Raw genomic sequence first — 20,109 nt, 5'->3', positions numbered from 1 at the left:
CGGAAGCTAAGACCCGCAGCGCCGATGGTACTGCACCCGGGAGGGTGTGGGAGAGTAGGTCACCGCCGGACACAACCACCACGATGAGGGGCACCGCCAACGACGGCGGCGCCCCTCACCGCTTTAACCACATTGATCCGGTTCCGAGGCCTAGGTCGGGGCCGGATCAATGTCTCTATGAGGTCTACCGCCACGGGGGGTCTACCGCCCTGGCCGATCCTGCGCAATACTGTCCTCCATGACTTCTGAAACAACTCTTTCTGATCAGGATGGCGAGGCCGATGCGGCGGGCGTTCCGGCCGAGGCGGCGGCGACACGGCCCGAGACCTCTTTTCACGACCTGGACCACTACATCGCGCTGCCCCGGCTAGGTTCCCTGGCCCTGAGCCCGGACGGCAGCCGCCTGATCACGGCGGTCAGCGTGCTCAATGGCAAGTCGACCGAAGACACCACGGCGCTCTGGGAGGTTGATCCCGCCGGGAGCAGGCCGGCCCGCAGAATCACCCGCAGCGCGAAGGGGGAAGCCAACCCTGTCTTTCTGCCCAGCGGCGACTTGCTCTTCACTTCTGCCCGGCCCGCCCCTGAAACCGAAGCTGATGAGCCATTGGCCGCGCTCTGGAAGCTTCCGGCAGGAGGGGGCGAGGCGCGGCAACTCCTGTCGCGCCCGGGGGGAATCAACTCGGTCCTGACAGCCGGTTCGGCGGACGTCGCCGTGGTCAATGCCGATGTCCTGCCCGGCGCGGCAGACGAAGAGGACGACGCGCGGCTCCGCCAGCTGCGCAAAGACAAGCAGATTTCTGCCATTCTGCACAGCGGCTACCCTGTGCGGTTCTGGGACCACGACTTGGGTCCGGGCTGTCCGAGTCAGTTCGTGCTGGAGCAGCACGCCATCGAGTCGGTCCTGCCGACGACCGAGGAGGCCGAGGGCGATTATTCGCTGCGCGGCATCACACCGGGTGCGGGATCCCACCTCGTTGAATCCAGTGCCTCGCTGAGCCCCGACGGGCGCACGCTGCTCACCAGTTGGCGGGAGCCTCTTGCCAAGGGCGACATGCGGGAGGTGCTCGCCGCAGTCGACACCGCCGGTGGCGGAGTCCGTGTGCTGCTGTCCTCGGAGGAAGTTGACTACCGGCCCGGACCGGTCAGCCCGGACGGGCGCGTTGTCGTCGTTGTTTGCGAGAAGGTCTCCGGCCCGCAGACTATTCCGGACACCACGCTTGGCCTGCTCCCGCTCGAGGGCGGGGATCTGCTTCCGCTGGCGGCTGACTGGGACCGCTGGCCCGAGCCCGCACAGTGGCTGCCGGATGGCTCGGCCCTGCTGGCGACCGCGGACGAGGACGGCGCCCGGCCGGTGTTCCTGATCGACGCGAGCACCGGTAGCGTGCGCCGGGTGACTGCGGACGCGGCCGCTTATACGGACGTCGTCGTCAGCCCCGACGGCCGCTATGCATACGCCCTGCGCAGCAGCTACCTCTTCCCGCCGGAACCGGTGCGGATCGAGCTGGCCACCGGCGAGACCGCGGTGCTTCCCGGTCCGGCCCTTCGCCCGCAGCTGCCCGGCCGGCTCGAGGAGATTGAAACAACGACGACGGAGGGCGGCTCGTCCGTGCGGGTCCGGGGCTGGCTGGTGCTGCCCGAGGGCGCGTCGAAGGAAAATCCGGCCCCGCTGCTGCTGTGGATCCACGGCGGCCCTCTGCATTCGTGGAACGCGTGGTCGTGGCGTTGGTGCCCGTGGCTGATGGCGGCCCAGGGCTATGCGGTGCTGCTTCCGGACCCGGCGCTCTCGACCGGCTACGGGAAGGACTTTGTTCGGCGTGGCTGGGGCCAGTGGGGGAAGGCGCCCTTTACGGACCTCATGTCGCTCACGGACGCGGCGGTGGGACGCCCGGACATCGACCGGGAACGCACGGCCGCATTGGGCGGATCCTTCGGCGGGTACATGGCGAACTGGGTCGCCGGGCACACCGACCGGTTCAGGGCGATAGTCACGCACGCCAGCCTCTGGGCGCTGGACCAGTTCGGCCCCACGACCGACGCCTCGTTCTACTGGGAGAAGGAGATGACGCCGGAGATGGCGCTGGAGAATTCCCCGCACCTGCACGTGGGGAAGATTTCCACGCCGATGCTGGTGATCCACGGGGACAAGGATTACCGGGTGCCGATCGGGGAGGGGCTGCGCCTCTGGTATGAGCTGCTCTCGAAGTCGGCCCTGCCGCAGCGCGAGGACGGCACGACGGACCATCGGTTCCTGTATTTCCCGGACGAGAACCACTGGGTGCTCAAGCCGCAGCACGTCAAGGTCTGGTACCAAGTGGTGCAGGAGTTCCTGGCGCGCCACGTCCTGGATGGCGAGGCCGAGCTGCCGGAGGAGCTGGGCCTCTAGACTGGAACCCATGACCTCAGCCTTCACGATCCGCCCGGCACGCACCACCGACGTCGCCGACATCAGGCGCCTGGTCAAGCCGCTGGCGGACCAACGGGTGCTGCTGGAGAAGGAAGCGGTGGCGTACTTCGAAAGCATCCAGGAGTTCAAGGTCGCCGAAGACCGGGACGGCACCCTGATCGGCTGCGGTGCCCTGCACGTCATGTGGGAAGACATCGCCGAGGTCCGCACGTTGGCCTCGTCGTCCGCCTGGCGCGGCCAGGGGGTCGGCCGAGCGCTGCTGGATGTGCTGCTGACGCAGGCCGAGGCTTTGGGCGTGAGCCGGGTTTTCTGCCTGACCTTCGAGGTGGACTTCTTCAAACGGCACGGGTTCGAGGTGATGGCCGATCAGTCGGCGGTGGATCCGGAGGTCTATTCGGAGCTGCTGCGGTCGCATGACGAGGGTGTAGCCGAGTTCCTGGACCTGGCACGGGTCAAGCCGAACACCTTGGGCAACACCCGGATGATCCGCAGCCTGAGGTAGGCGGCAGCGAGTCCGGCGGGAAGGCACGAGGCAGGACGGGGTTCGGCAGGGGTCAAGGCCAGGCTGGCGCCGAGCGAAACCCGCGGCCGGGCGAGTGCAGAAGGGCGCGGGCCCGGAGTCAGGAGGGGTGCAGGCCGCCGCGGTCCAGCGTCAGGCCGAGCTGAGTCGCGGCGCCGGGGCACTGCTCGCCGTTGGGATAGGTCATTCGGGTTACCGCATCCAGCGGTTCGGTTTCGGTTTCGGTGCCGTCCTGGTGGGTGATCGTGGCGGCGGCTCGGACCGGGCCCTCGGGCAACCGCGGGACGGGGACAAATCCGGTTAGCGTGCCATTCGGCGTCGAGGCTGCCGAACAGCTGCCCGCCGGCGTCTTAGCGTCGCAGCCCAGGTCCACGCTGTCCTTGCCGGGGTAAAGGTCGACGGCGGACCGCCGGCAGGTGCCTTCCCAGCAGACTTCGAGTTTCGCTGCCTTGACCTCCGCGGCGAAATCCCGGGCGACGGTGAGCGAAACGCCGGGCGCGGCGCCGATCTCGGTACAGGCGTGCCCGCCTGATCCCAGCGAAGCACCGCACGCGGTGACGGCCACCAGCAAGGCGGGCACCGCCGTCGTTAGTATGGCCGGATACTTGAGCCCCATACGTGCAGCGTAGGGGCGGCCGGCGCCGAAGCCAAGGCTCACCCCGGGAGGCGAACACCGGCCGGTACTGCTTCGGCCAGTCCGTCCGCCAGCAGGCCGTCGAGGGAGCGCACGAGCTGCTCGTCGCTGGCACCGAGGGCCAGCAGTTTGCCCAGTTCGACGGCGTGCTCCGCCCCGCTGTGCACCAGGTCCACCGCGCCCAGCAGCACGTCGCGGGGCACGGGACCGTCGGCCATGCGCAGCACGGCCATCATCGCGCCGCGGACCTGGCGGTCGGTGCCGGCCCAGGCCTGTCCCTTCGGCACGTAGTGCGGTTCCGGCCTCCCTGCGGCGATCCACGCGCAGCGGTCAAGCAGCGGGCACTCTCCGCAGCGGGGCGAGCGGGCGGTGCAGACCAGGGCGCCGAGTTCCATCACGCCGGCGTTCCAGCGCTTGGCGTCCTGTTCTGGCATCAGCGCCTCGGCCAGCTTGAACTCCGCAGCGGTGAGGGCGGGAGAGGGCAGGGCGTTGCCGGTGACGGCCCGCGCGTGGACGCGCCGGATGTTGGTGTCCACCACGGTTTCCGGCAGTTCGAAAGCGAACGACGCGATGGCAGCCGCCGTGTAGGTGCCGACGCCGGGCAGGGCCAGCAGCTCCTCCCTGTCGGCAGGCACCTCGCCGCCGTGCCGCTCGACGATGGCCGTCGCCGCCGCGTGCAGCCGCAGCGCCCGTCGCGGGTAGCCGAGGCGGCCCCAGGCGCGCAGGGCCTCGCCGCTGGGCTCCGCCGCCAGCGCGGCCGGTTCCGGCCAGCGCCGCAGCCATTCCTCCCACACCGGCAGCACGCGCACAACGGGCGTCTGCTGAAGCATGAACTCGCTGACCATGATGCCCCAGGCACTGCAGCCCGGGTCGCGCCACGGCAGCGTGCGCGCGTTCTCGTCGAACCATCTCCCGATCGCTCCATGCAGCGGCCAGCCGTCGGCATGGGGCGCTGCGGCAGCCGCTCGGGCGGCGGTTGGGGTTGGCATCGGGGCTCCTTGTCTACGACCACAAATACTGTACTGTTCCCGGCGTGGTGCTGCCGCACCTCGAGGCCAACTGTCTCTAGCCTTAAAGCATGGCGGCAAATGGTACCGGAGCAGCGCGGGGCGGGGCTTCCAGGTCCGTACCGCCGAACGGGCGCAGGCCGAGTCCGGCCGTTTACCGGCGCCGCCGTCTGGCCGCCCTGGTGCTGGTACTTGTGCTCGTGGTGATGCTGGTGCTGGCCGGCTGGTGGATCGCCAGCGTCTTCGGCCAGGACAAGCCGAAGGCCGAGGGCCAGGCGCCGGTGCCCGTGGCATCGTCCGCGTTCCCGTCCGTAGCGCCGTCCCCGAAGCCGGCTGCGACGGGGGCCTGCGACGAATCCGATATTTCCGTCTCCGCCGCCACGGACGCACCCTCTTATGCCGCGGGCGAGAACCCGACGTTGATCCTGGAAGTGGAGAACACCGGGGAGTCGGACTGCGAAATTGACGTCGGTACCGAAGCCATGGAATTCATCGTCACCAGCGGCGAGGACCGCATATTTTCTTCGAAGGACTGCGCGGTGGAGACCGGGGAGCTGATGCGGACCATTGCTCCGGGGGAGAGCGAGCGGGCGCAGTTCACCTGGGAGCGGCAGCGCAGCGCTCCGGGGTGTACCGCGGTGAACGCCAACCCGCAGCCGGGGACCTATGTGCTGACGACCAGGCTGGGCTCGCACAAGAGCGAAAAGGTCATCTTCGACCTGCGGTAGCCCGGCTACATGAAGCGGTCGAGCAGGCTGGTTTCGGCGATTCGGGAGAGGCCCTCGCGGATCAGCCTTGCGCGCTGTTCGCCGATGCCGTCCACGGCCATCAGATCATCGATGTTGGCCGCCATGAGGTTTTGCAGGCCGCCGAAGTGGTCCACCAGGCGGTCCGCGACGGCGCGCGGAACGGACTTTACCGCGGAGAGCAGCCGGTAGCCCCGCGGCTGCACGACGGCTTCGAGGGAGTCCGTCCCGGGCTGGATGCCGAGCACGCTGGCAATCCGCCCAAGGTCGATCAGGTCCGTGGAGCTGAAGTTCTGCAGCCTGTCCAGAGCTGCTTCGACATCGATCCCGCCCTTGACGTCCGAATAGTCCCGCAAAATCATTCCGCTGTCCGGCCCCAGCCCCGACGTCAGTTCGTCCAGCTGGAGCGAGAGGAGCCGCCCGTCGACGCCGAGTTCCAGCACGTACTGGGAGATCTCTTCGGAGATGCGGCGGACCATTTCCTGGCGCTGGAGCGTTACGGCGACGTCGCGCAGGGTGACCATCGCTTCGATCTCCAGGGCGGAGAGGGAATTGGTGACCTGGTCCAGCCGCGCACGATACCGTTCCAGCGTGGCGAGGGCCTGGTTGGCCCGGGCCAGCACCGGCTCCGAACCTTCGAGCACGTGGCGAATGCCGTCCACGTAGAGCGCGATGATCTGCATGGACTGGCTGACGGAAATCACCGGAAGGCCGGTCTGGATGGCCACACGTTCGGCCGTGCGGTGGCGCGTGCCCGACTCCTGCGTGGGGATGGAGGGGTCAGGCACGAGCTGGACGGCCGCCGTGTAGATCGTGGCCGCGTCTTTGTCGCAGACAATGGCCCCATCCATTTTGGCCAGCTCGCGCAGCCGGGTCGGAGAGAACTCGATGCCGATATCGAAGCCGCCGCTGCTGATGGCCTCGACCTGCTTGTCGTTGCCGAGCACAATCAGGGCGCCGGTGCGCCCGCGCAGAATTCGTTCCAGGCCGTCCCGTAGTGCAGTTCCCGGGGCAACCCGGGCCAAGGTCGCCTTGAGGGCATCCTCGGAACTCTTAACCATCGAGCATTCCTTCGGTCAGTCGTACACAGTGCAGTCGGGTGGAACGGTTGGGTAGGAGACTGCCTGTGGGGTGAACAGCCGCTAGGCACCATAATAGGGCGCACAACGGTGGCGCGCTGTGTCGGGTCCGTCTTCGGCCCGCGAGAGCGGCAGACGGAGGCCCCGTTGCCGCGGCCGGCGCGGCTACTCCGCCGCGCGGCTGGCGATCGGAAGGCGCGTGATATTGGACGCCGCAGCACCGTTGCCGAAGAGCAGGTCCAGGGCTTCGGCGACGGTCTGTACCTCCTTGATCCTGAAGCCTTCCGGCAGCTTGCCAGCTCCGCCGTGGGAGGCCGGCACCACGGCGTGGGTGAACCCGAGCCGGCCCGCTTCCTGGATCCGGCGGCCGATGCCGGGAACGGGGCGGACTTCCCCGGCAAGGCCGATCTCGCCGAAGGCGATCAGGCCCTTGGGCAGCGGCTTGTTGCTCTTGGCCGACGCGATGGCCAGTGCAGTGGCCAGATCCGTGGCCGGCTCGGTGAGCTTGACGCCGCCCACCGTGGCCACGTAGCTGTCATCACGGTGCAGCGACATTGCGGCCCTCCGCTGCAGCACGGCCATCATCATGGCCACCCGCGACGAGTCCAGGCCGCTGGTGGTGCGGCGCGGCTGGGCGTTGGCGGTCTCCGCCAGCAGCGCCTGGACCTCGGCGACCAGCGGGCGCCGGCCCTCCAAGGCGACCGTGATGCAGGTTCCGGAGACCGGCTCGGAGACCATCGAAAGGAACAGCCCGCTCGGATCCGCCAGGCTCTCGATGCCCTCCTCGGTCAGGTCGAAGCAGCCCACCTCGTCCGTGGGTCCGTACCGGTTCTTTACCGCGCGCAGCAGCCGGAGCCGCGAATGCCGGTCCCCCTCGAACTGGCACACGACGTCCACCAGGTGTTCAAGCAGGCGGGGTCCGGCGATCGAGCCGTCCTTGGTGACGTGGCCGACCAGGATCGTCGTCATCCCGCGGCTCTTGGCGGCGTTGATCAGCGACGCCGCCACCTCACGGACCTGGGTGACTCCTCCGGCCGCGCCTTCCACCTCGGAACTGGCCAGGGTCTGGACGGAGTCCACAATGAGCAGCGAGGGCTGCACCCGCTCGATCTGGCCGAGGGCAATGCCGAGGTCCGTCTCCGCGGTCAGGTACAGCCCGTCCGCGACCGCGCCGATCCGTTCGGCCCGCAGCTTCACCTGCGCGGCGGATTCCTCGCCGGTGACGTAGAGGACGTCCCGGGCGGATCCGGCGACGCGTGCGGCCACGTCCAGCAGCAGCGTGGATTTGCCCACGCCCGGCTCTCCAGCCAGCAGGATGACGGCACCCGGGACCAGCCCGCCGCCCAGCACCCGGTCCAGTTCGCCCACGCCGGTGGCCTTGAAGGCTGCCGCGGAGGCGTCCACGTCGCTGATCTGCTGGGCCGGCTTGGCTACCGTCGCCGCAGCGGTAGTGCGGGCCGTGACCTGGCCCGCTTCTTCGACCGTCCCCCACGACTGGCATTCGCCGCAGCGTCCCACCCACTTGGCGGTGGTCCAGCCGCATTCGGCACAGCGGTAGCCGGGGGCCTTGGTGCGGCCGGTCTTCGAACTCATGGGATTCAGGCTAACGGAGCCCTCTGACAATTCAGAGCCGGGGCAGGGCGTCGGCGGCGTCCTCGTGGGACAGACCGGTCGCCTCGAGCAGGTCGACCATCAGCGGCCGGAACACCACGACCAGCGCTTCGCCCTCCATGGTCTGCACGCCGAGGTCCTTGGGGTGCAGTCGGCCGGCGATCGACGCCAATTCGTCCCGCGCGTTCTCCAACCGTCGTTCGCGGGCACGGCTGTCCGAGTCTGATAGCCCGGTGGCGAGAATCTCCACCGCCTCCGCTGCATCCTGCAGCACCTCGGACAAGTTGGCGATCGCCTCGTCGCTCATGGCCGCGTGGTTGATCGTCGAGGTGAGCCGGCGGGAGAACACCCGGCTGTTCCGCATGGCGAGGTCGGTCATCTCGGCTGCGTGCTGCAGGTCCACGACTTCGGCACGATGGCGCCGGTAGGCCGGGGAGATCCGTGCCACTTCATGGGCGCCGACAAAAGTGGAGCGCACCTCGTCGACAAGCTTCTGGCTGCCGCGGGCACGGACCAGCGCGTGCCAGGCAATGGTCGAATCGCTCTTGCCCAGCGCGTCCGAGCACTCGCGCAGGACGCCGGCCAGTTCGCCCAGCAGCCGCTGCAATTTGGTGCGCGGCTCGGAGCGCGGATCCCCGGGAATGAGCATGGTGGCAATCAACGCGAGGGAACCGCCGACGATTGCATCGAGGCTGCGGGTAAACGGCCCGCCCTCCGGCGCAGGCAGCAGCACCACCAGCACAGACTGCATGGCCAACTGGGTGGAGAAAATGGACCCGCTGTCCAGGAAGCGGGCCAGCAGGATGGAAATCAGGAGTACGACGGCGGCCTGCCAGATTCCTGCCCCAAGGAAATGGAGGAGCAAATCACCTACCGCAATTCCGAGCGTGCAGCCGATTGCCACTTCCAGCACCTTGCGTAGCCGTGGTCCAGAGGAGAATCCGAGGGCGACGACGGCCGAGGTCGCGGCGAACAGTGGGCCCTGGTGGCCAAGGATCCGTTCGGCGATGACATAGGCGGTGACCGCGCAGACGGTGATCCGCACGGCGGCAAGGAATGAGGCCCGGCTGCGCCGGAAGCCTGTCCGGGCACGGTTGCGAAAAAAAGTACTGGCTTTCGTGACTGGGGTGCCGGTACTCATGGCACCAGTCTAGATGTCAGGATTCGAAGCCCGATGCGGCGCGGAATCCGGGGAGAAGCTGATGAAGCGGGCCCCATAGTATGAGTCGCTTCACAAAATCAACTGCATCGCGGCCAGTGTCGACAAATGGTCCCCGCTTGTTCACCTTCCGTTCATTTTGACCCGTCAATCTCGTTACCTGATCCTCTTAGCCTCGAGTGAGTGCGAAGTGACCCGGCCAAGGCCGCGCCCTCGTTCGATCTCGTTTGCCAACCTAAAAAGGACACAAGATAGTGAAGGCTTTCCGTGTCGGCCGTGTGGCCGCCGTTCTTTCCGTAGCAGCCCTGGCTCTGACTGCCTGCGGGTCCGACAACGCCACCGGTGGCGGCGAGCAGCCGGCCGGCAGTGCCTCCGCCGGCGCAGGCGTCTCCGGCACCCTCTCCGGTGCAGGTGCCTCTTCCCAGGATTCCGCCATGCAGGCATGGAGCGCCGGCTTCACCAAGCAGAACCCCGAAGCAAATGTGCAGTACTCCCCCGACGGCTCCGGCGCCGGCCGCGACAACTTCCTTGCCGGCGGCGTCCAGTTCGCTGGCTCGGACGCCTACATGGATGAAGAAGAGTTCGAGAAGGCCAAGGAAGTCTGCGGGCCTGAGGGCGCATTCCACATCCCGTCCTACGTTTCCCCGATTGCGGTTGCCTTCAACCTCGAGGGCGTCGACGAGCTGAACCTGGATGCCGAGACCATCGCCAAGATCTTCCGCGGCGAGATCAAAAACTGGAACGACGAAGCCATCGCGGCCCTGAACGAGGGCGTGGAACTGCCGGATACCCCGATCACCGTGGTCCACCGCGCTGACGAATCCGGCACTACCGAGAACTTCGTTGAGTACCTGTCGGCTGCCGCTCCCGATGTCTGGACCGATGAAGTGTCCGGCGACTGGCCTGCTGCGATCGTTGCCGAGAATGCCCAGGGCACTTCCGGCGTCGTCTCTGCCGCCAGCTCCACCGACGGTGCGATCACCTATGCTGACGCTTCGGCTGTCGGCGATCTGGGTACTGTCAAGGTCAAGGTCGGCGAAGAGTTCGTGGGCTACAGCCCGGAGGCCGCCGCCAAGGCTGTCGAGGCCGCCACGCCGGTTGAGGGCCGCGGCGACGTCGACATGTCGCTGGACCTCAAGCGCGACACCACCGAGTCCGGTGCCTACCCGATCGTGCTGGTTTCCTACCACATCTTCTGCTCCTCCTACGACTCGCAGGAAACTGTCGACCTGGTCAAGGCCTTCGGCGAGTACGTGATCAGCGAAGACGGCCAGCAGGCTGCTGCGGATTCCGCCGGCAGCGCGCCGATCTCGGACAACCTCCGCGAGCAGGCACAGACCGCTATCGACTCCATCAAGGTGGCCTCGTAGCATCCCGCAATACCGGGGAGCCCCGCCGTCGGTCTTTGACGAGCGGGGCCTCCTTGTGTTCAACGGCAGACATTGCCCGAGATCACAATAGAGTGAAGACTGACAAACGACTGACCGCAAAGAAGAACCAGGAGTCCGAAGGGTTGTGAAGTGTCCAACACATTGACGGAGGTCGGCAGCAAAGGCCGCGCAGGAGATAAGGTCTTCTCCGGCCTTGCCCTGTTCGCCGGCTGCCTCATCCTCTTTGTCCTGTTCTGCGTCGCGGCATTCCTGCTCTGGCAGGCGCTGCCCACGTTCTCTGCGGACCCGGCGGACATCACCGGCGGCAACGGCTTCGGGGCCTACATCTGGCCCATTGTCGTAGGCACGCTGATCGCCGCCGCGATAGCATTGCTGATTGCCACACCGGTCGGCGTCGGCGTCGCGCTGTTTATTTCGCATTACGCACCCCGCCGGCTGTCCCAGAGCCTCGGCTACGTGGTCGACCTGCTCGCGGCCATTCCCTCGGTTGTCTACGGTGCGTGGGGTATGACGGTCCTGGCCCCGGCCTTGGTGCCGGTGTACGAGTGGCTGGCGGAGAACGCCGGCTGGATCCCGATCTTCGAAGGCCCCGCGAGCCAGACGGGAAAGACCATGCTCACCGCGGGCATCGTGCTCTCCGTGATGATCCTTCCCATCATCACGTCGCTGAGCCGCGAAATCTTCCTGCAGACTCCGAAACTCCACGAGGAAGCGGCACTCGCCATGGGCGCCACGCGCTGGGAGATGATCCGGATGGCTGTCTTCCCGTTCGCACGTCCCGGCGTTATCAGCGCCGTCATGCTTGGCCTCGGCCGCGCGCTGGGTGAAACCATGGCCGTTGCCATGGTGCTCTCCGGCGGTGCGTTGATGGCGAGCCTGATCAAGAGCGGCAACCAGACCATCGCTGCTGAAATCGCACTGAACTTCCCCGAGGCCTTCGGCCTGCGCCTGGCGGAACTCATTGCCGCCGGTCTGGTGCTGTTCCTCATCACGCTCGCCGTGAACATGGTCGCCCGCTGGATCATCAGCCGCCACAAAGAATTCTCGGGGGCAAACTAATGTCGCACACCACATCAACCCAGTCGCCACTGCGCAAGAAGACCCTGACGAAGAACCAGCTTCCGGGCTGGGCCCTATGGGCCGTGCTCGCAGGATCGGTGATCGTCGGCGCCGCGCTGTCTTCGCTGGCCGGCTTCCACGTGGTCACATGGGCCCTGTTCTCGGCGGTGCTCTTCGTGATCGCCAGCTACGTCGTGACCCTGGCTGTCGAAGGCAGGCGCAAGGCCGCTGACCATCTGGCCACAAGCCTGATCACGGCCGCCTTCATCATCGCGGTGCTGCCGTTGATTTCGGTAATCTGGACCGTGCTGGAGAAGGGGATTCCGGGCCTGACCTCGAACTTCCTCTTCACTTCCATGAACGGCATGACCGGCGTCGTGGACAACGAGACCGTCGCCAACGGCACGGAGGTCCTCGGCGGTGCGTACCACGCCATTGTCGGGACTGTCTTGATCACCTTCTGGGCTACCGTCATCTCGGTTCCGGTTGGCCTGCTGACCGCGGTGTACCTGGTCGAGTACAGCAAGGGCGGCGCGCTGTCCCGGGGGATCACGTTCTTCGTCGACGTCATGACCGGCATTCCGTCGATTGTCGCCGGCCTGTTCGCCGCCGCGTTCTTCGGCCTGATCTTCGGGCCCTCGACCCGTACCGGCTTCGTGGCCGCCGTGGCCCTGTCGGTGCTGATGATTCCTGTGGTAGTGCGCTCCACCGAGGAAATGCTCAAGATCGTGCCCAACGAACTGCGCGAGGCCTCCTATGCCCTGGGTGTGCGCAAATGGCGGACTATCCTGAAGGTTGTCGTGCCGACGGCGATTTCCGGTATCGCCTCCGGCGTCACCTTGGCCATCGCCCGGGTGATTGGCGAGACCGCTCCAATTCTGGTCACCGCCGGGTTCGTCAACAGCATCAACTGGAACGTGTTCTCTGGCTGGATGACCACGCTGCCGACGTTCATCTACCGGCAGCTGATGAACCCCACCTCGCCCACCAACGTGGAGCCCAGCCTGCAGCGTGCATGGGCAGCGGCCTTGCTGCTGATCGTCATCGTCATGCTGCTGAACCTGGCGGCACGTGTGATCGCACGCATCTTCGCCCCCAAGACCGGCCGCTAAGCCGCCCCCAGTACTAGAGAAGGAAAGCCATGTCGAAACGTATCGACGTCAACGACCTGAACGTCTACTACGGAAACTTCCTGGCCGTAGAAGGCGTCAACATCAACATCGAGGCGAAGTCCGTCACGGCCTTCATCGGGCCCTCCGGCTGCGGCAAGTCGACGTTCCTGCGCACGCTGAACCGCATGCACGAAGTCCTGCCCGGTGCCCGGGTGGAGGGGGAGGTGCTGCTGGACGGCGAGGATCTCTACGGTCCCGGTGTGGACCCCGTCGCCGTGCGCAGCCAGATCGGAATGGTGTTCCAGCGGCCCAACCCATTCCCGACCATGTCGATCCGCGACAACGTGCTTGCCGGCGTAAAGCTGAACAACAAGCGGATCAGCAAGTCGGATGCGGACGCCCTCGTGGAGAAGTCCCTCTCCGGCGCGAACCTCTGGAACGAGGTCAAAGACCGGCTGGACAAGCCGGGATCCGGTCTCTCCGGCGGCCAGCAGCAGCGTCTTTGCATTGCCCGTGCCATCGCGGTCGCCCCGCAGGTGATCCTGATGGACGAGCCCTGCTCCGCGCTGGACCCGATCTCCACCCTTGCCATCGAGGACCTCATCGAGGAACTCAAGACCGAGTACACCGTGGTCATCGTGACCCACAACATGCAGCAGGCCGCGCGTGTGTCGGACAAGACGGCGTTCTTCAACATCGCCGGCACCGGCAAGCCCGGCAAGCTCATCGAGTACAACGACACGACGGCGATCTTCAACAACCCGGCCCAGAAGTCCACCGAAGACTACGTCTCCGGCCGCTTCGGATAACGTGCAGGGCGGGCCCTTTCGTGTCGGCTGCGCCGCCACGTAGGGACCCGGCCGCCCTGCACTTACTAGCCAGCACGGGCCCGGTGGCGCTGCCGCCGGGCCCGCTGCCGGCTACAGGAGGGGATCGAGCGCCAGAAAGAGGACGGCGCCGAGCAGGGCGCTGGCAAAGGCCGTGAGCGCCCAGACCAGCAGCACCCGCAGGGCAACCCGCCAGCGCACCGCCGCGAACCGCTGGTTGGACCCGGCTCCGAGGATCCCCGAGGCCACCGTGTGGGTGCTGGAGAGGGGCATGTGCAATCCGAGGGCCCCCACAAAGAGCATTATGGAGCTGACGCCTTGCGCGATGGCGCCGCGGAGCGGGTCGATGCGCACCAGCCGGTAGCCCAGGGTTTGCACGATCCTCCAGCCGCCGAACAGCGTGCCCGTGGCGAGCAGTGTACCGGCGAACAGCTGCACCCACATGGGTATCTCCGCGCTGTTGCCGGCGAGACCGGCGGCGCCCAGGGCCAGCACCACGACCGCGACGGTGCGTTGGCCGTCCTGCAGGCCGTGGCCCAGTGAGAAGGCTCCGGCCAGGACGGCCTGGGCTGTGCGGTTCGTGCGGTTCGATTCCACGGGGGTGTCATAGCGCGAGATCCAGACAGCCGGGTATACGGCCAGATAAGCGATCCCGAAGGCAAGCACGGGGGACAGCAGCAGCGGAAGGAACAGCTGTCCCGCGAGGAAATCGTGGGAGGCCGTGACATTCGGGCGGCCCAGGAACGTTGCGGCGAAATCCGCCCCCCACAGGCCGCCGAACAGGGCGTGGGTCGAGGAGGACGGCATGCGCCGCCACCACGTGAAGATGCCCCAGCCGCAGGCTGCGAGCAGGCCGGCCATGAGGATGCCGAGGCCGGCGCTGCCCTCGGGAATGCTGAACCATTGGGTGCTGATGAGCAGTGCGATGGTGCCTGACATCAGCACGCCGAGGAAGTTGAAGAAGGCGGCAAGAACGACGGCGACCCGGGGCAGGAGCGAGCGGGTCCGTACCGCCGTGGCTATGGAGTTGGAGACGTCATGGAAGCCGTTGATGAAGGCGAAGCAGCCGGAGACCGCGATGACTACCCCGAGAAGGAGCAGCTCCACCTACGATTCCTTGACCAGGATCTGGGCGACATGTGTCGAGATGCGGCGCAGTTCGCGCGTTGCGTGGATCAGTTCGTCCGCGACGTCGCGGTGGGTCACGTAGGTGGCCGGTTTGAGGTTCCGGAGGTCCTCCGAGATCCACTTCCGGTGGGTCCGTTCGGCCCGGCGTGCCAACTGCAGCATGTCCATGCAGTATTCATCCAGATCACTGAGCGAGCTCAGTCGTCCCATCGCTGAGGCGGTGAGATCCGACATCCGGCCAATCACCTCAAGCTGTTCAGAGGCACGTCCGGAAAGCCGCTTCACCTGGTTCAGTGCCATCAGCTCGGCCGCGCAGTCCAGCCTCTCGAAGCCCTCCACCAGGCAGCGGGAGATCTGGCAGAGGTCTTCGCGCGGCAGCGGCGTGATGAAGCTGGTCCGCACGAGGGAGAGCATCGCAAAGTGAAGTTCCGAAATCCGCGCGTCCTTGCGGTGGAGGTCCTCCGCCAACTGCTCGTACTGGCCCGCAGGCGCTCCCAGGCATTCGGAAAGGGTGGTGACGCCGTCGCGGAACAGGGCCGCCATGTCGGCCAGCATTTCAAGGCTTTTGTTCTCTTTCGGGAAGAGACTGAGCTTCACTGTTTCACCGGGGGTCTCGAGCTAGAGGGGAACAATTCGGCGGACAGGGGAAAGTCCGCACAGCTAAGCCTAGCGTCTGCGAGAGAACAAGAATAATGGTGCCGAACTGGGAGCGCCTCTCGGCGGATGGCCGCTCGAAGCGGCTAAAAGTTGGAGCCCGGGGCTGCCACAGTTCGACACCACCTTCAGTTTTCTACGCCCGGACAGTGATGTCAACCGTGGTTGAATGTCTGGAAAAAGTTCGCCAAACCGGGTAGAAAACGTTCCATCGCAGGGCTAACATGCCCCGCGCTGCGGGGCATGTTCCGGCTCCCGGGCCGTTCAGTCCAGCTCTCCGCGGCGCCAGGCGGCGGCCGCGGCTTCCAGGTCCTCGGCGGTTTTGACCAGCCGGTGGGAGCTCTGGGTCAGCTTGCTGGCGTGGTTCTCGTTCGATGTGTCTGCGGCGTCCGCGTGATGAGTCTGGCCGAGGGCCACGACACGGCAGAAGGCAGCGGAGCGGTCGAGGGCAACGTCGAAGTCGCCGTCGAATGCTCCGGAGAGGATGGTGTCCGCCATCTTGGTCACTTCGTCGGCTCCAGGGGGTTCGGCAACACCGGCCACCGCCTTGGAGACTTCGGCGACGTCCTTTCCTGCCTTGAAAAAGGCGGCCATGCGTTCGGGGTTCTGCCGGGTGGCGGTACGCAGGGCGTAGAGCCGCCAGAGGGCTCCTGGCAATGACCGGGCCGGGCTCTCCGCCCACATCTCGGCGATCGCGTCCAGGCCCTGCCGGTCCGCGAGCTTGACCAAGCGCTCCGTCACCTCGGGGTCGGTCGACTGGCGCCCGTGGCGAACCAGTGCCTGTGCCGCGAGATGGGCCGCTTCCGAGACACGTGCGGGGTCTGCGCCGCCGGTGAATCCTTCGAAGTCCAGCGGGGCAAACGGCTTGGGCTTGTGCGGCCTCGGGGCTTCATTTGCGCTGTTGGGGCTCATGCCTTGACCATACTCCTGCCCTCTGGTGCGGTCGAGGGGATTGGGGCTGTTCAGGATCGGCGCGGGCTTGCGATAAACTGGTGCACGGCCGGAACCGGGTGCGCTTTCCAGCGCGCTTTTTCCCGGCCGGCGGGCCTTTAGCTCAGTTGGTAGAGCATCGGACTTTTAATCCGCGGGTCGCGGGTTCGATCCCCGCAGGGCCCACCCCCGAAGCGCCATCACCGGACACCGTCCCGGTGGTGGCGCTTTCACGCGTCCGGGGCCACGGGCGAAGGCTGTCACATAGCAAATGTAACGAAACGGTAACGATGGCTTCGCGCGCGATTCCCGGCGTCGTCGTTTCCCGGATCGCCGCGCAAACAAAGGCCAAAACCGGAATGGGCGGATCGGGCGTCGGCCGCCCCAAAGGGCTTCGGAAGCTGTCAAATCCGGGGTTCTCAGCTTGATTACGATTCGATTCCCGATACGGTCGAATAGATGGTTCACGAACTCGCAGAAAACCTGACCGACACGAGTGTAGAAGCAAGATTCCGCAAACCAACCCTGCACGATGGAAAGCATCTTTGGCGCATGGCCAAGGATTCCCAGGTGCTCGATTTGAATTCCTCCTACTCCTACCTGCTCTGGTGCCGTGATTTCGCCGACACGTCGATCCTGGCGACGGTGGACGACCAGCCGGCAGGCTTCATCACCGGGTACCTGCGGCCGGACGAGCCCGGCACGCTGATGGTGTGGCAGGTCGCCGTCGATGAGTCCTTCCGCGGCAGGCGGCTGGCCGGCTCAATGCTGGACCGGCTTGCCCGGCAGACGGGCGCGCGACGGGTCGAGACCACGATTACCGGTGACAATCAGGCGTCAATCAGGCTCTTCACTGGCTTCGCGGCGCGCCGGAGTGCCGACTTGGAACGGGAGCCCCTGTTCACGCGGGACCAGTATCCGGATACCCACGACACCGAATTCCTGTTCCGGATCGGCCCGCTCAATTAATCCCTTTTCCCACTAACACGCTCGATTAAACAATCCGCGGCGGCGATTTACCGCGCCAAATTCTGGAAACGCCGCGGCGACCTGAAAGGAAGCGTTTGATGATGGATATTTTTGAAACACGTGAATCAGAGGTTCGCAGCTATTGCCGCAGCTGGCCGGCCGTTTTCGAACGGGCCCAGGGCAGCACGGTCTACACCGAGGACGGCGCCGAGTACCTGGACTTCTTCTCCGGCGCCGGCGCGCTGAACTACGGCCACAACAACCCGGCGCTGCTGGAACCGCTGCTCGAGTACCTTCGCAGCGGGGCGATCGTCCACTCCCTGGACATGAAGACGCCGGCCAAGCGGAAGTTCCTGCAGACCTTTGAGGACGTCATCCTCAAGCCGAGGAACCTGGACTACAAGGTCATGTTCCCCGGCCCCACGGGTACCAACACCGTGGAGGCGGCGCTGAAGCTGGCCCGCAAGATCACCGGACGCCAGCACATCCTGAGCTTCACCAATGCCTTCCACGGCATGACACTGGGTTCGTTGTCCGTCACGGGCAACTCCATGAAGCGCAAGGGTGCCGGGATTCCGCTGACCAACAGCTCGAAGATCCCCTACGACGACTACTTCGACGGCGAAACCGCAGACTTCCTGTGGCTGGAGCGCGTCCTTGAGGACAGCGGTTCCGGCGTGGACAAGCCGGCCGGCATCATCGTGGAAACCGTGCAGGGCGAGGGCGGCCTCAACGCGGCCCGGGCGGCCTGGCTGCGCGGGTTGTCCGAGCTGTGCAAGAAGCATGACATCCTGCTGATCGTCGATGACGTACAGGCCGGCTGCGGCCGCACCGGCACGTTCTTCAGCTTCGAGGGCGCCGGCATCACGCCGGACATCGTCTGCCTGTCCAAGTCGATCTCCGGCTTCGGCCTGCCGATGGCGCTGACGCTCTTCCGCCCCGAGCTGGATGCCTGGACGCCGGGCGAGCACAACGGCACCTTCCGCGGCCACAACCCCGCCTTCGTCACGGCCGCGGCCGCGCTCGAAACCTACTGGGCCGACGGCAAGTTCCAGCAGCAGGTGGGCGCCCGAATCGTGCAGCTGCACGAGGGCCTGGAGCGCATCGCCTCCTCGGTGGAAGGTGCCGCCGTGCGCGGCCGCGGGCTGCTGGCCGGCGTCGTCTTCCCCGACCCGGACACCGCGGGCAAGATTGCCGCGGCCGCTTTCGACCGCGGGCTGCTGGTCGAGACCTCGGGCCCGGAAAGCGAAGTGGTCAAGGTGATGCCGGCGCTGACCATCAGCGCGGACGAGCTGGACCGCGGACTGGACATCCTGATCGAGGCGACCAACGCCGTCGCCGGTACCCGTGAACTTGCGGGAGCCCTCTAAGGGACCTTCCGCCGGGCCCGCCGGGGCCCGCAACCGAACCGACCGCATCGAGGAACAAGGAGTTATGCATGCTGGTAACCAACCTGAATGACCTGAACGATACCGACCGGGATATCAAGTCCGAGACATGGCGCAGCCGCCGCATGGTCCTGGCACGCGAGGGAGTGGGTTTCTCCTTCCACGACACCGTGATCTACGCGGGCACCACGTCGACCTTCCACTACGCCAACCACATCGAGGCCGTGTACTGCGTCCAGGGCGAGGGCACCCTGACCAACGAGGTCACCGGTGAAGTCCATGAGATCAAGGACGGCACGATGTACCTGCTGGACGGCAACGAGAAGCACACCGTGCGCGCCACCACCGAGCTGCGCATGGCCTGCGTCTTCAACCCGCCGGTCACCGGCCGGGAGGTACACGATGAGAACGGCGTGTACCCGCTGGTGGTTGAAGAACCGGCCTAAGGGCCCACTAGCCAGGAAGAGTCCGGACGGCGCAAGCCGCCCGGGCTTTTTCCTTACGGGAAACAAACCGACAACACCCGAGGAGGGACGCATGACTGCAATCGCAGAACAGAACCGAATCGATACCTACCCCACCCGCGGCGGCGAAGCCCGGGTCCTTCCGCGCGAGGACAAGGTCGTCTGGGGCGGCGAAGCGGACGGACCGCTGGACCAGGCCACCCTGGACCACTACGAGGCGACGGGCTACCTGGCCATCGACGAACTGGTCACGCCGGCCGAGCTGGAGGAGCTGCGGGCGGAGCTGGAGCGGCTCTCCGCGGATCCTGCCGTGCGCGCGGACGAACGCTGCATCGTGGAGGCCAAGAGCCAGGAAGTGCGCTCTGTCTTCGAGGTGCACAAGATCAGCGAGGTCTTCAAGCGCATCGCCAACGACCCCCGCGTGGTGGGCAGGGCCAGGCAGTTGCTCGGCTCCGACGTGTACATCCACCAGTCCCGCGTGAACTTCAAGCCCGGCTTCGAGGGCAAGGAATTCATGTGGCACTCGGACTTCGAGACCTGGCACGCAGAGGATGGCATGCCGGGGATGCGCGCGGTCAGCATCTCGATCTCGCTGACCGACAACTATTCCTTCAACGGGCCGCTGATGATCATGCCCGGCTCCCACAAGGAGTACGTCTCCTGCGACGGCGCCACCCCGGAGGACAACTACAAGAAGTCCCTGGTCATGCAGGGCGCCGGCACACCGGACAAGGCCACGCTGACGGAGTTCGCCGACCGCTTCGGCATCGACGTGCTCGAGGGCAGGGCCGGCGGCGCCATCATGTTCGACTCGAACTGCATGCACGCCTCGAACGGCAACGTCACGCCCTTCCCCCGCTCGAACGTGTTCATCGTGTTCAACTCGGTGGAGAACGCGGCGCAGGAGCCCTACGCAGCGGCCGCACCCCGGCCGGAGTTCATCGGGTCCACGGACTTCACCCCTGCGGGTAGTTCCGGGGCCAGCGGCGTGAAGCAAGCTGCGCCCGGACCGGCAGGACCATAACGA

General features: G+C 66.3%; 19 protein-coding genes and 1 tRNA gene. 12 read left to right on the top strand and 8 right to left on the bottom strand.

Features of this window, described 5'->3' with window-relative positions:
* Positions 1-238: 238 nt before the first annotated feature.
* Entirely contained in the window at positions 239-2,383 is a 2,145-nt protein-coding gene (locus OC550_RS20430) for a prolyl oligopeptidase family serine peptidase (protein ID WP_262107763.1), read from the top strand.
* Between the two features lie 10 nt (positions 2,384-2,393).
* Positions 2,394-2,906, top strand: coding sequence for an amino-acid N-acetyltransferase (locus OC550_RS20425; protein WP_262107762.1), 513 nt, complete (start codon positions 2,394-2,396; stop codon positions 2,904-2,906).
* A 118-nt stretch (positions 2,907-3,024) separates the two neighbouring features.
* Here the strand turns inward: OC550_RS20425 and OC550_RS20420 are convergent, their stop codons facing one another.
* Together OC550_RS20420 and OC550_RS20415 are read right to left on the bottom strand one after the other, a co-directional pair.
* A complete protein-coding gene (locus OC550_RS20420; protein WP_262107761.1) occupies positions 3,025-3,582 on the bottom strand; it encodes a hypothetical protein in 558 nt (185 codons plus the stop codon).
* Positions 3,579-4,547, bottom strand: a complete 969-nt coding sequence (locus OC550_RS20415; protein ID WP_262107760.1) for an A/G-specific adenine glycosylase — start codon at positions 4,545-4,547, stop codon at positions 3,579-3,581. Before OC550_RS20415 ends, OC550_RS20420 begins: the two co-directional genes overlap by 4 nt.
* A gap of 89 nt (positions 4,548-4,636) precedes the next feature.
* On the opposite strand from OC550_RS20415, the gene OC550_RS20410 reads away from it, so the two are divergent.
* Positions 4,637-5,293 (top strand): hypothetical protein, encoded by a 657-nt coding sequence (locus tag OC550_RS20410; RefSeq protein ID WP_262107759.1) that lies wholly within the window; start codon positions 4,637-4,639, stop codon positions 5,291-5,293.
* A gap of 5 nt (positions 5,294-5,298) precedes the next feature.
* Here OC550_RS20410 and disA read toward each other — a convergent pair whose 3' ends face one another.
* The 3 genes from disA to OC550_RS20395 form a co-directional block, all read right to left on the bottom strand.
* Positions 5,299-6,372, bottom strand: coding sequence for a DNA integrity scanning diadenylate cyclase DisA (gene disA / locus OC550_RS20405; RefSeq protein WP_262107758.1), 1,074 nt, complete (start codon positions 6,370-6,372; stop codon positions 5,299-5,301).
* 183 nt (positions 6,373-6,555) lie between these two features.
* Positions 6,556-7,983 (bottom strand): DNA repair protein RadA, encoded by a 1,428-nt coding sequence (gene radA / locus OC550_RS20400; RefSeq protein ID WP_262107757.1) that lies wholly within the window; start codon positions 7,981-7,983, stop codon positions 6,556-6,558.
* A 31-nt stretch (positions 7,984-8,014) separates the two neighbouring features.
* Positions 8,015-9,142 (bottom strand): FUSC family protein, encoded by a 1,128-nt coding sequence (locus OC550_RS20395; RefSeq protein WP_262107756.1) that lies wholly within the window; start codon positions 9,140-9,142, stop codon positions 8,015-8,017.
* A gap of 272 nt (positions 9,143-9,414) precedes the next feature.
* Between OC550_RS20395 and pstS the strand changes: the two genes are divergently transcribed.
* From pstS to pstB, 4 genes are all read left to right on the top strand, one after another.
* A complete protein-coding gene (gene pstS, locus OC550_RS20390; RefSeq protein WP_262107755.1) occupies positions 9,415-10,530 on the top strand; it encodes a phosphate ABC transporter substrate-binding protein PstS in 1,116 nt (371 codons plus the stop codon).
* A 150-nt stretch (positions 10,531-10,680) separates the two neighbouring features.
* Positions 10,681-11,610, top strand: coding sequence for a phosphate ABC transporter permease subunit PstC (gene pstC / locus OC550_RS20385; RefSeq protein ID WP_262107754.1), 930 nt, complete (start codon positions 10,681-10,683; stop codon positions 11,608-11,610).
* Complete coding sequence (gene pstA / locus OC550_RS20380; protein ID WP_262107753.1) at positions 11,610-12,722, top strand: phosphate ABC transporter permease PstA; 1,113 nt, start codon at positions 11,610-11,612, stop codon at positions 12,720-12,722. The genes pstC and pstA overlap by 1 nt, the downstream gene beginning before the upstream one ends.
* Positions 12,723-12,751: 29 nt before the next feature.
* Positions 12,752-13,531: a phosphate ABC transporter ATP-binding protein PstB gene (gene pstB, locus OC550_RS20375; protein ID WP_262107752.1), complete on the top strand. Its 780-nt coding sequence runs from the start codon at positions 12,752-12,754 to the stop codon at positions 13,529-13,531.
* 111 nt (positions 13,532-13,642) lie between these two features.
* Here pstB and OC550_RS20370 read toward each other — a convergent pair whose 3' ends face one another.
* From OC550_RS20370 to OC550_RS20360, 3 genes are all read right to left on the bottom strand, one after another.
* Positions 13,643-14,656, bottom strand: a complete 1,014-nt coding sequence (locus tag OC550_RS20370; RefSeq protein WP_262107751.1) for an inorganic phosphate transporter — start codon at positions 14,654-14,656, stop codon at positions 13,643-13,645.
* Positions 14,657-15,220: a nuclease PIN gene (locus OC550_RS20365; protein ID WP_262107750.1), complete on the bottom strand. Its 564-nt coding sequence runs from the start codon at positions 15,218-15,220 to the stop codon at positions 14,657-14,659.
* A 375-nt stretch (positions 15,221-15,595) separates the two neighbouring features.
* Positions 15,596-16,243 carry a hypothetical protein gene (locus OC550_RS20360; RefSeq protein ID WP_262107749.1) on the bottom strand — a complete coding sequence of 216 codons (648 nt, stop codon included), beginning with the start codon at positions 16,241-16,243 and terminating at the stop codon, positions 15,596-15,598.
* Between the two features lie 131 nt (positions 16,244-16,374).
* On the opposite strand from OC550_RS20360, the gene OC550_RS20355 reads away from it, so the two are divergent.
* The 5 genes from OC550_RS20355 (at position 16,375) to thpD (ending at position 20,106) form a co-directional block, all read left to right on the top strand.
* Positions 16,375-16,447 (top strand) — tRNA-Lys (locus tag OC550_RS20355).
* Between the two features lie 366 nt (positions 16,448-16,813).
* Positions 16,814-17,230: a diaminobutyrate acetyltransferase gene (gene ectA / locus OC550_RS20350; protein WP_262107748.1), complete on the top strand. Its 417-nt coding sequence runs from the start codon at positions 16,814-16,816 to the stop codon at positions 17,228-17,230.
* Between the two features lie 101 nt (positions 17,231-17,331).
* Positions 17,332-18,600: a diaminobutyrate--2-oxoglutarate transaminase gene (gene ectB, locus OC550_RS20345; protein WP_262107788.1), complete on the top strand. Its 1,269-nt coding sequence runs from the start codon at positions 17,332-17,334 to the stop codon at positions 18,598-18,600.
* A 68-nt stretch (positions 18,601-18,668) separates the two neighbouring features.
* Complete coding sequence (locus OC550_RS20340; protein WP_262107747.1) at positions 18,669-19,064, top strand: ectoine synthase; 396 nt, start codon at positions 18,669-18,671, stop codon at positions 19,062-19,064.
* Between the two features lie 91 nt (positions 19,065-19,155).
* The gene (gene thpD, locus OC550_RS20335; protein WP_262107746.1) at positions 19,156-20,106 is read left to right on the top strand and encodes an ectoine hydroxylase; all 951 of its coding nucleotides are present in this window, start codon (positions 19,156-19,158) and stop codon (positions 20,104-20,106) included.
* Positions 20,107-20,109 lie beyond the last annotated feature (3 nt).

This window comes from Arthrobacter sp. Marseille-P9274, assembly GCF_946892675.1.
Classification (GTDB): Bacteria; Actinomycetota; Actinomycetes; order Actinomycetales; family Micrococcaceae; genus Crystallibacter.
The sequence above is the reverse complement of the archived record's forward strand: the minus strand, read 5'-3'. Positions and strand labels throughout refer to the sequence as shown.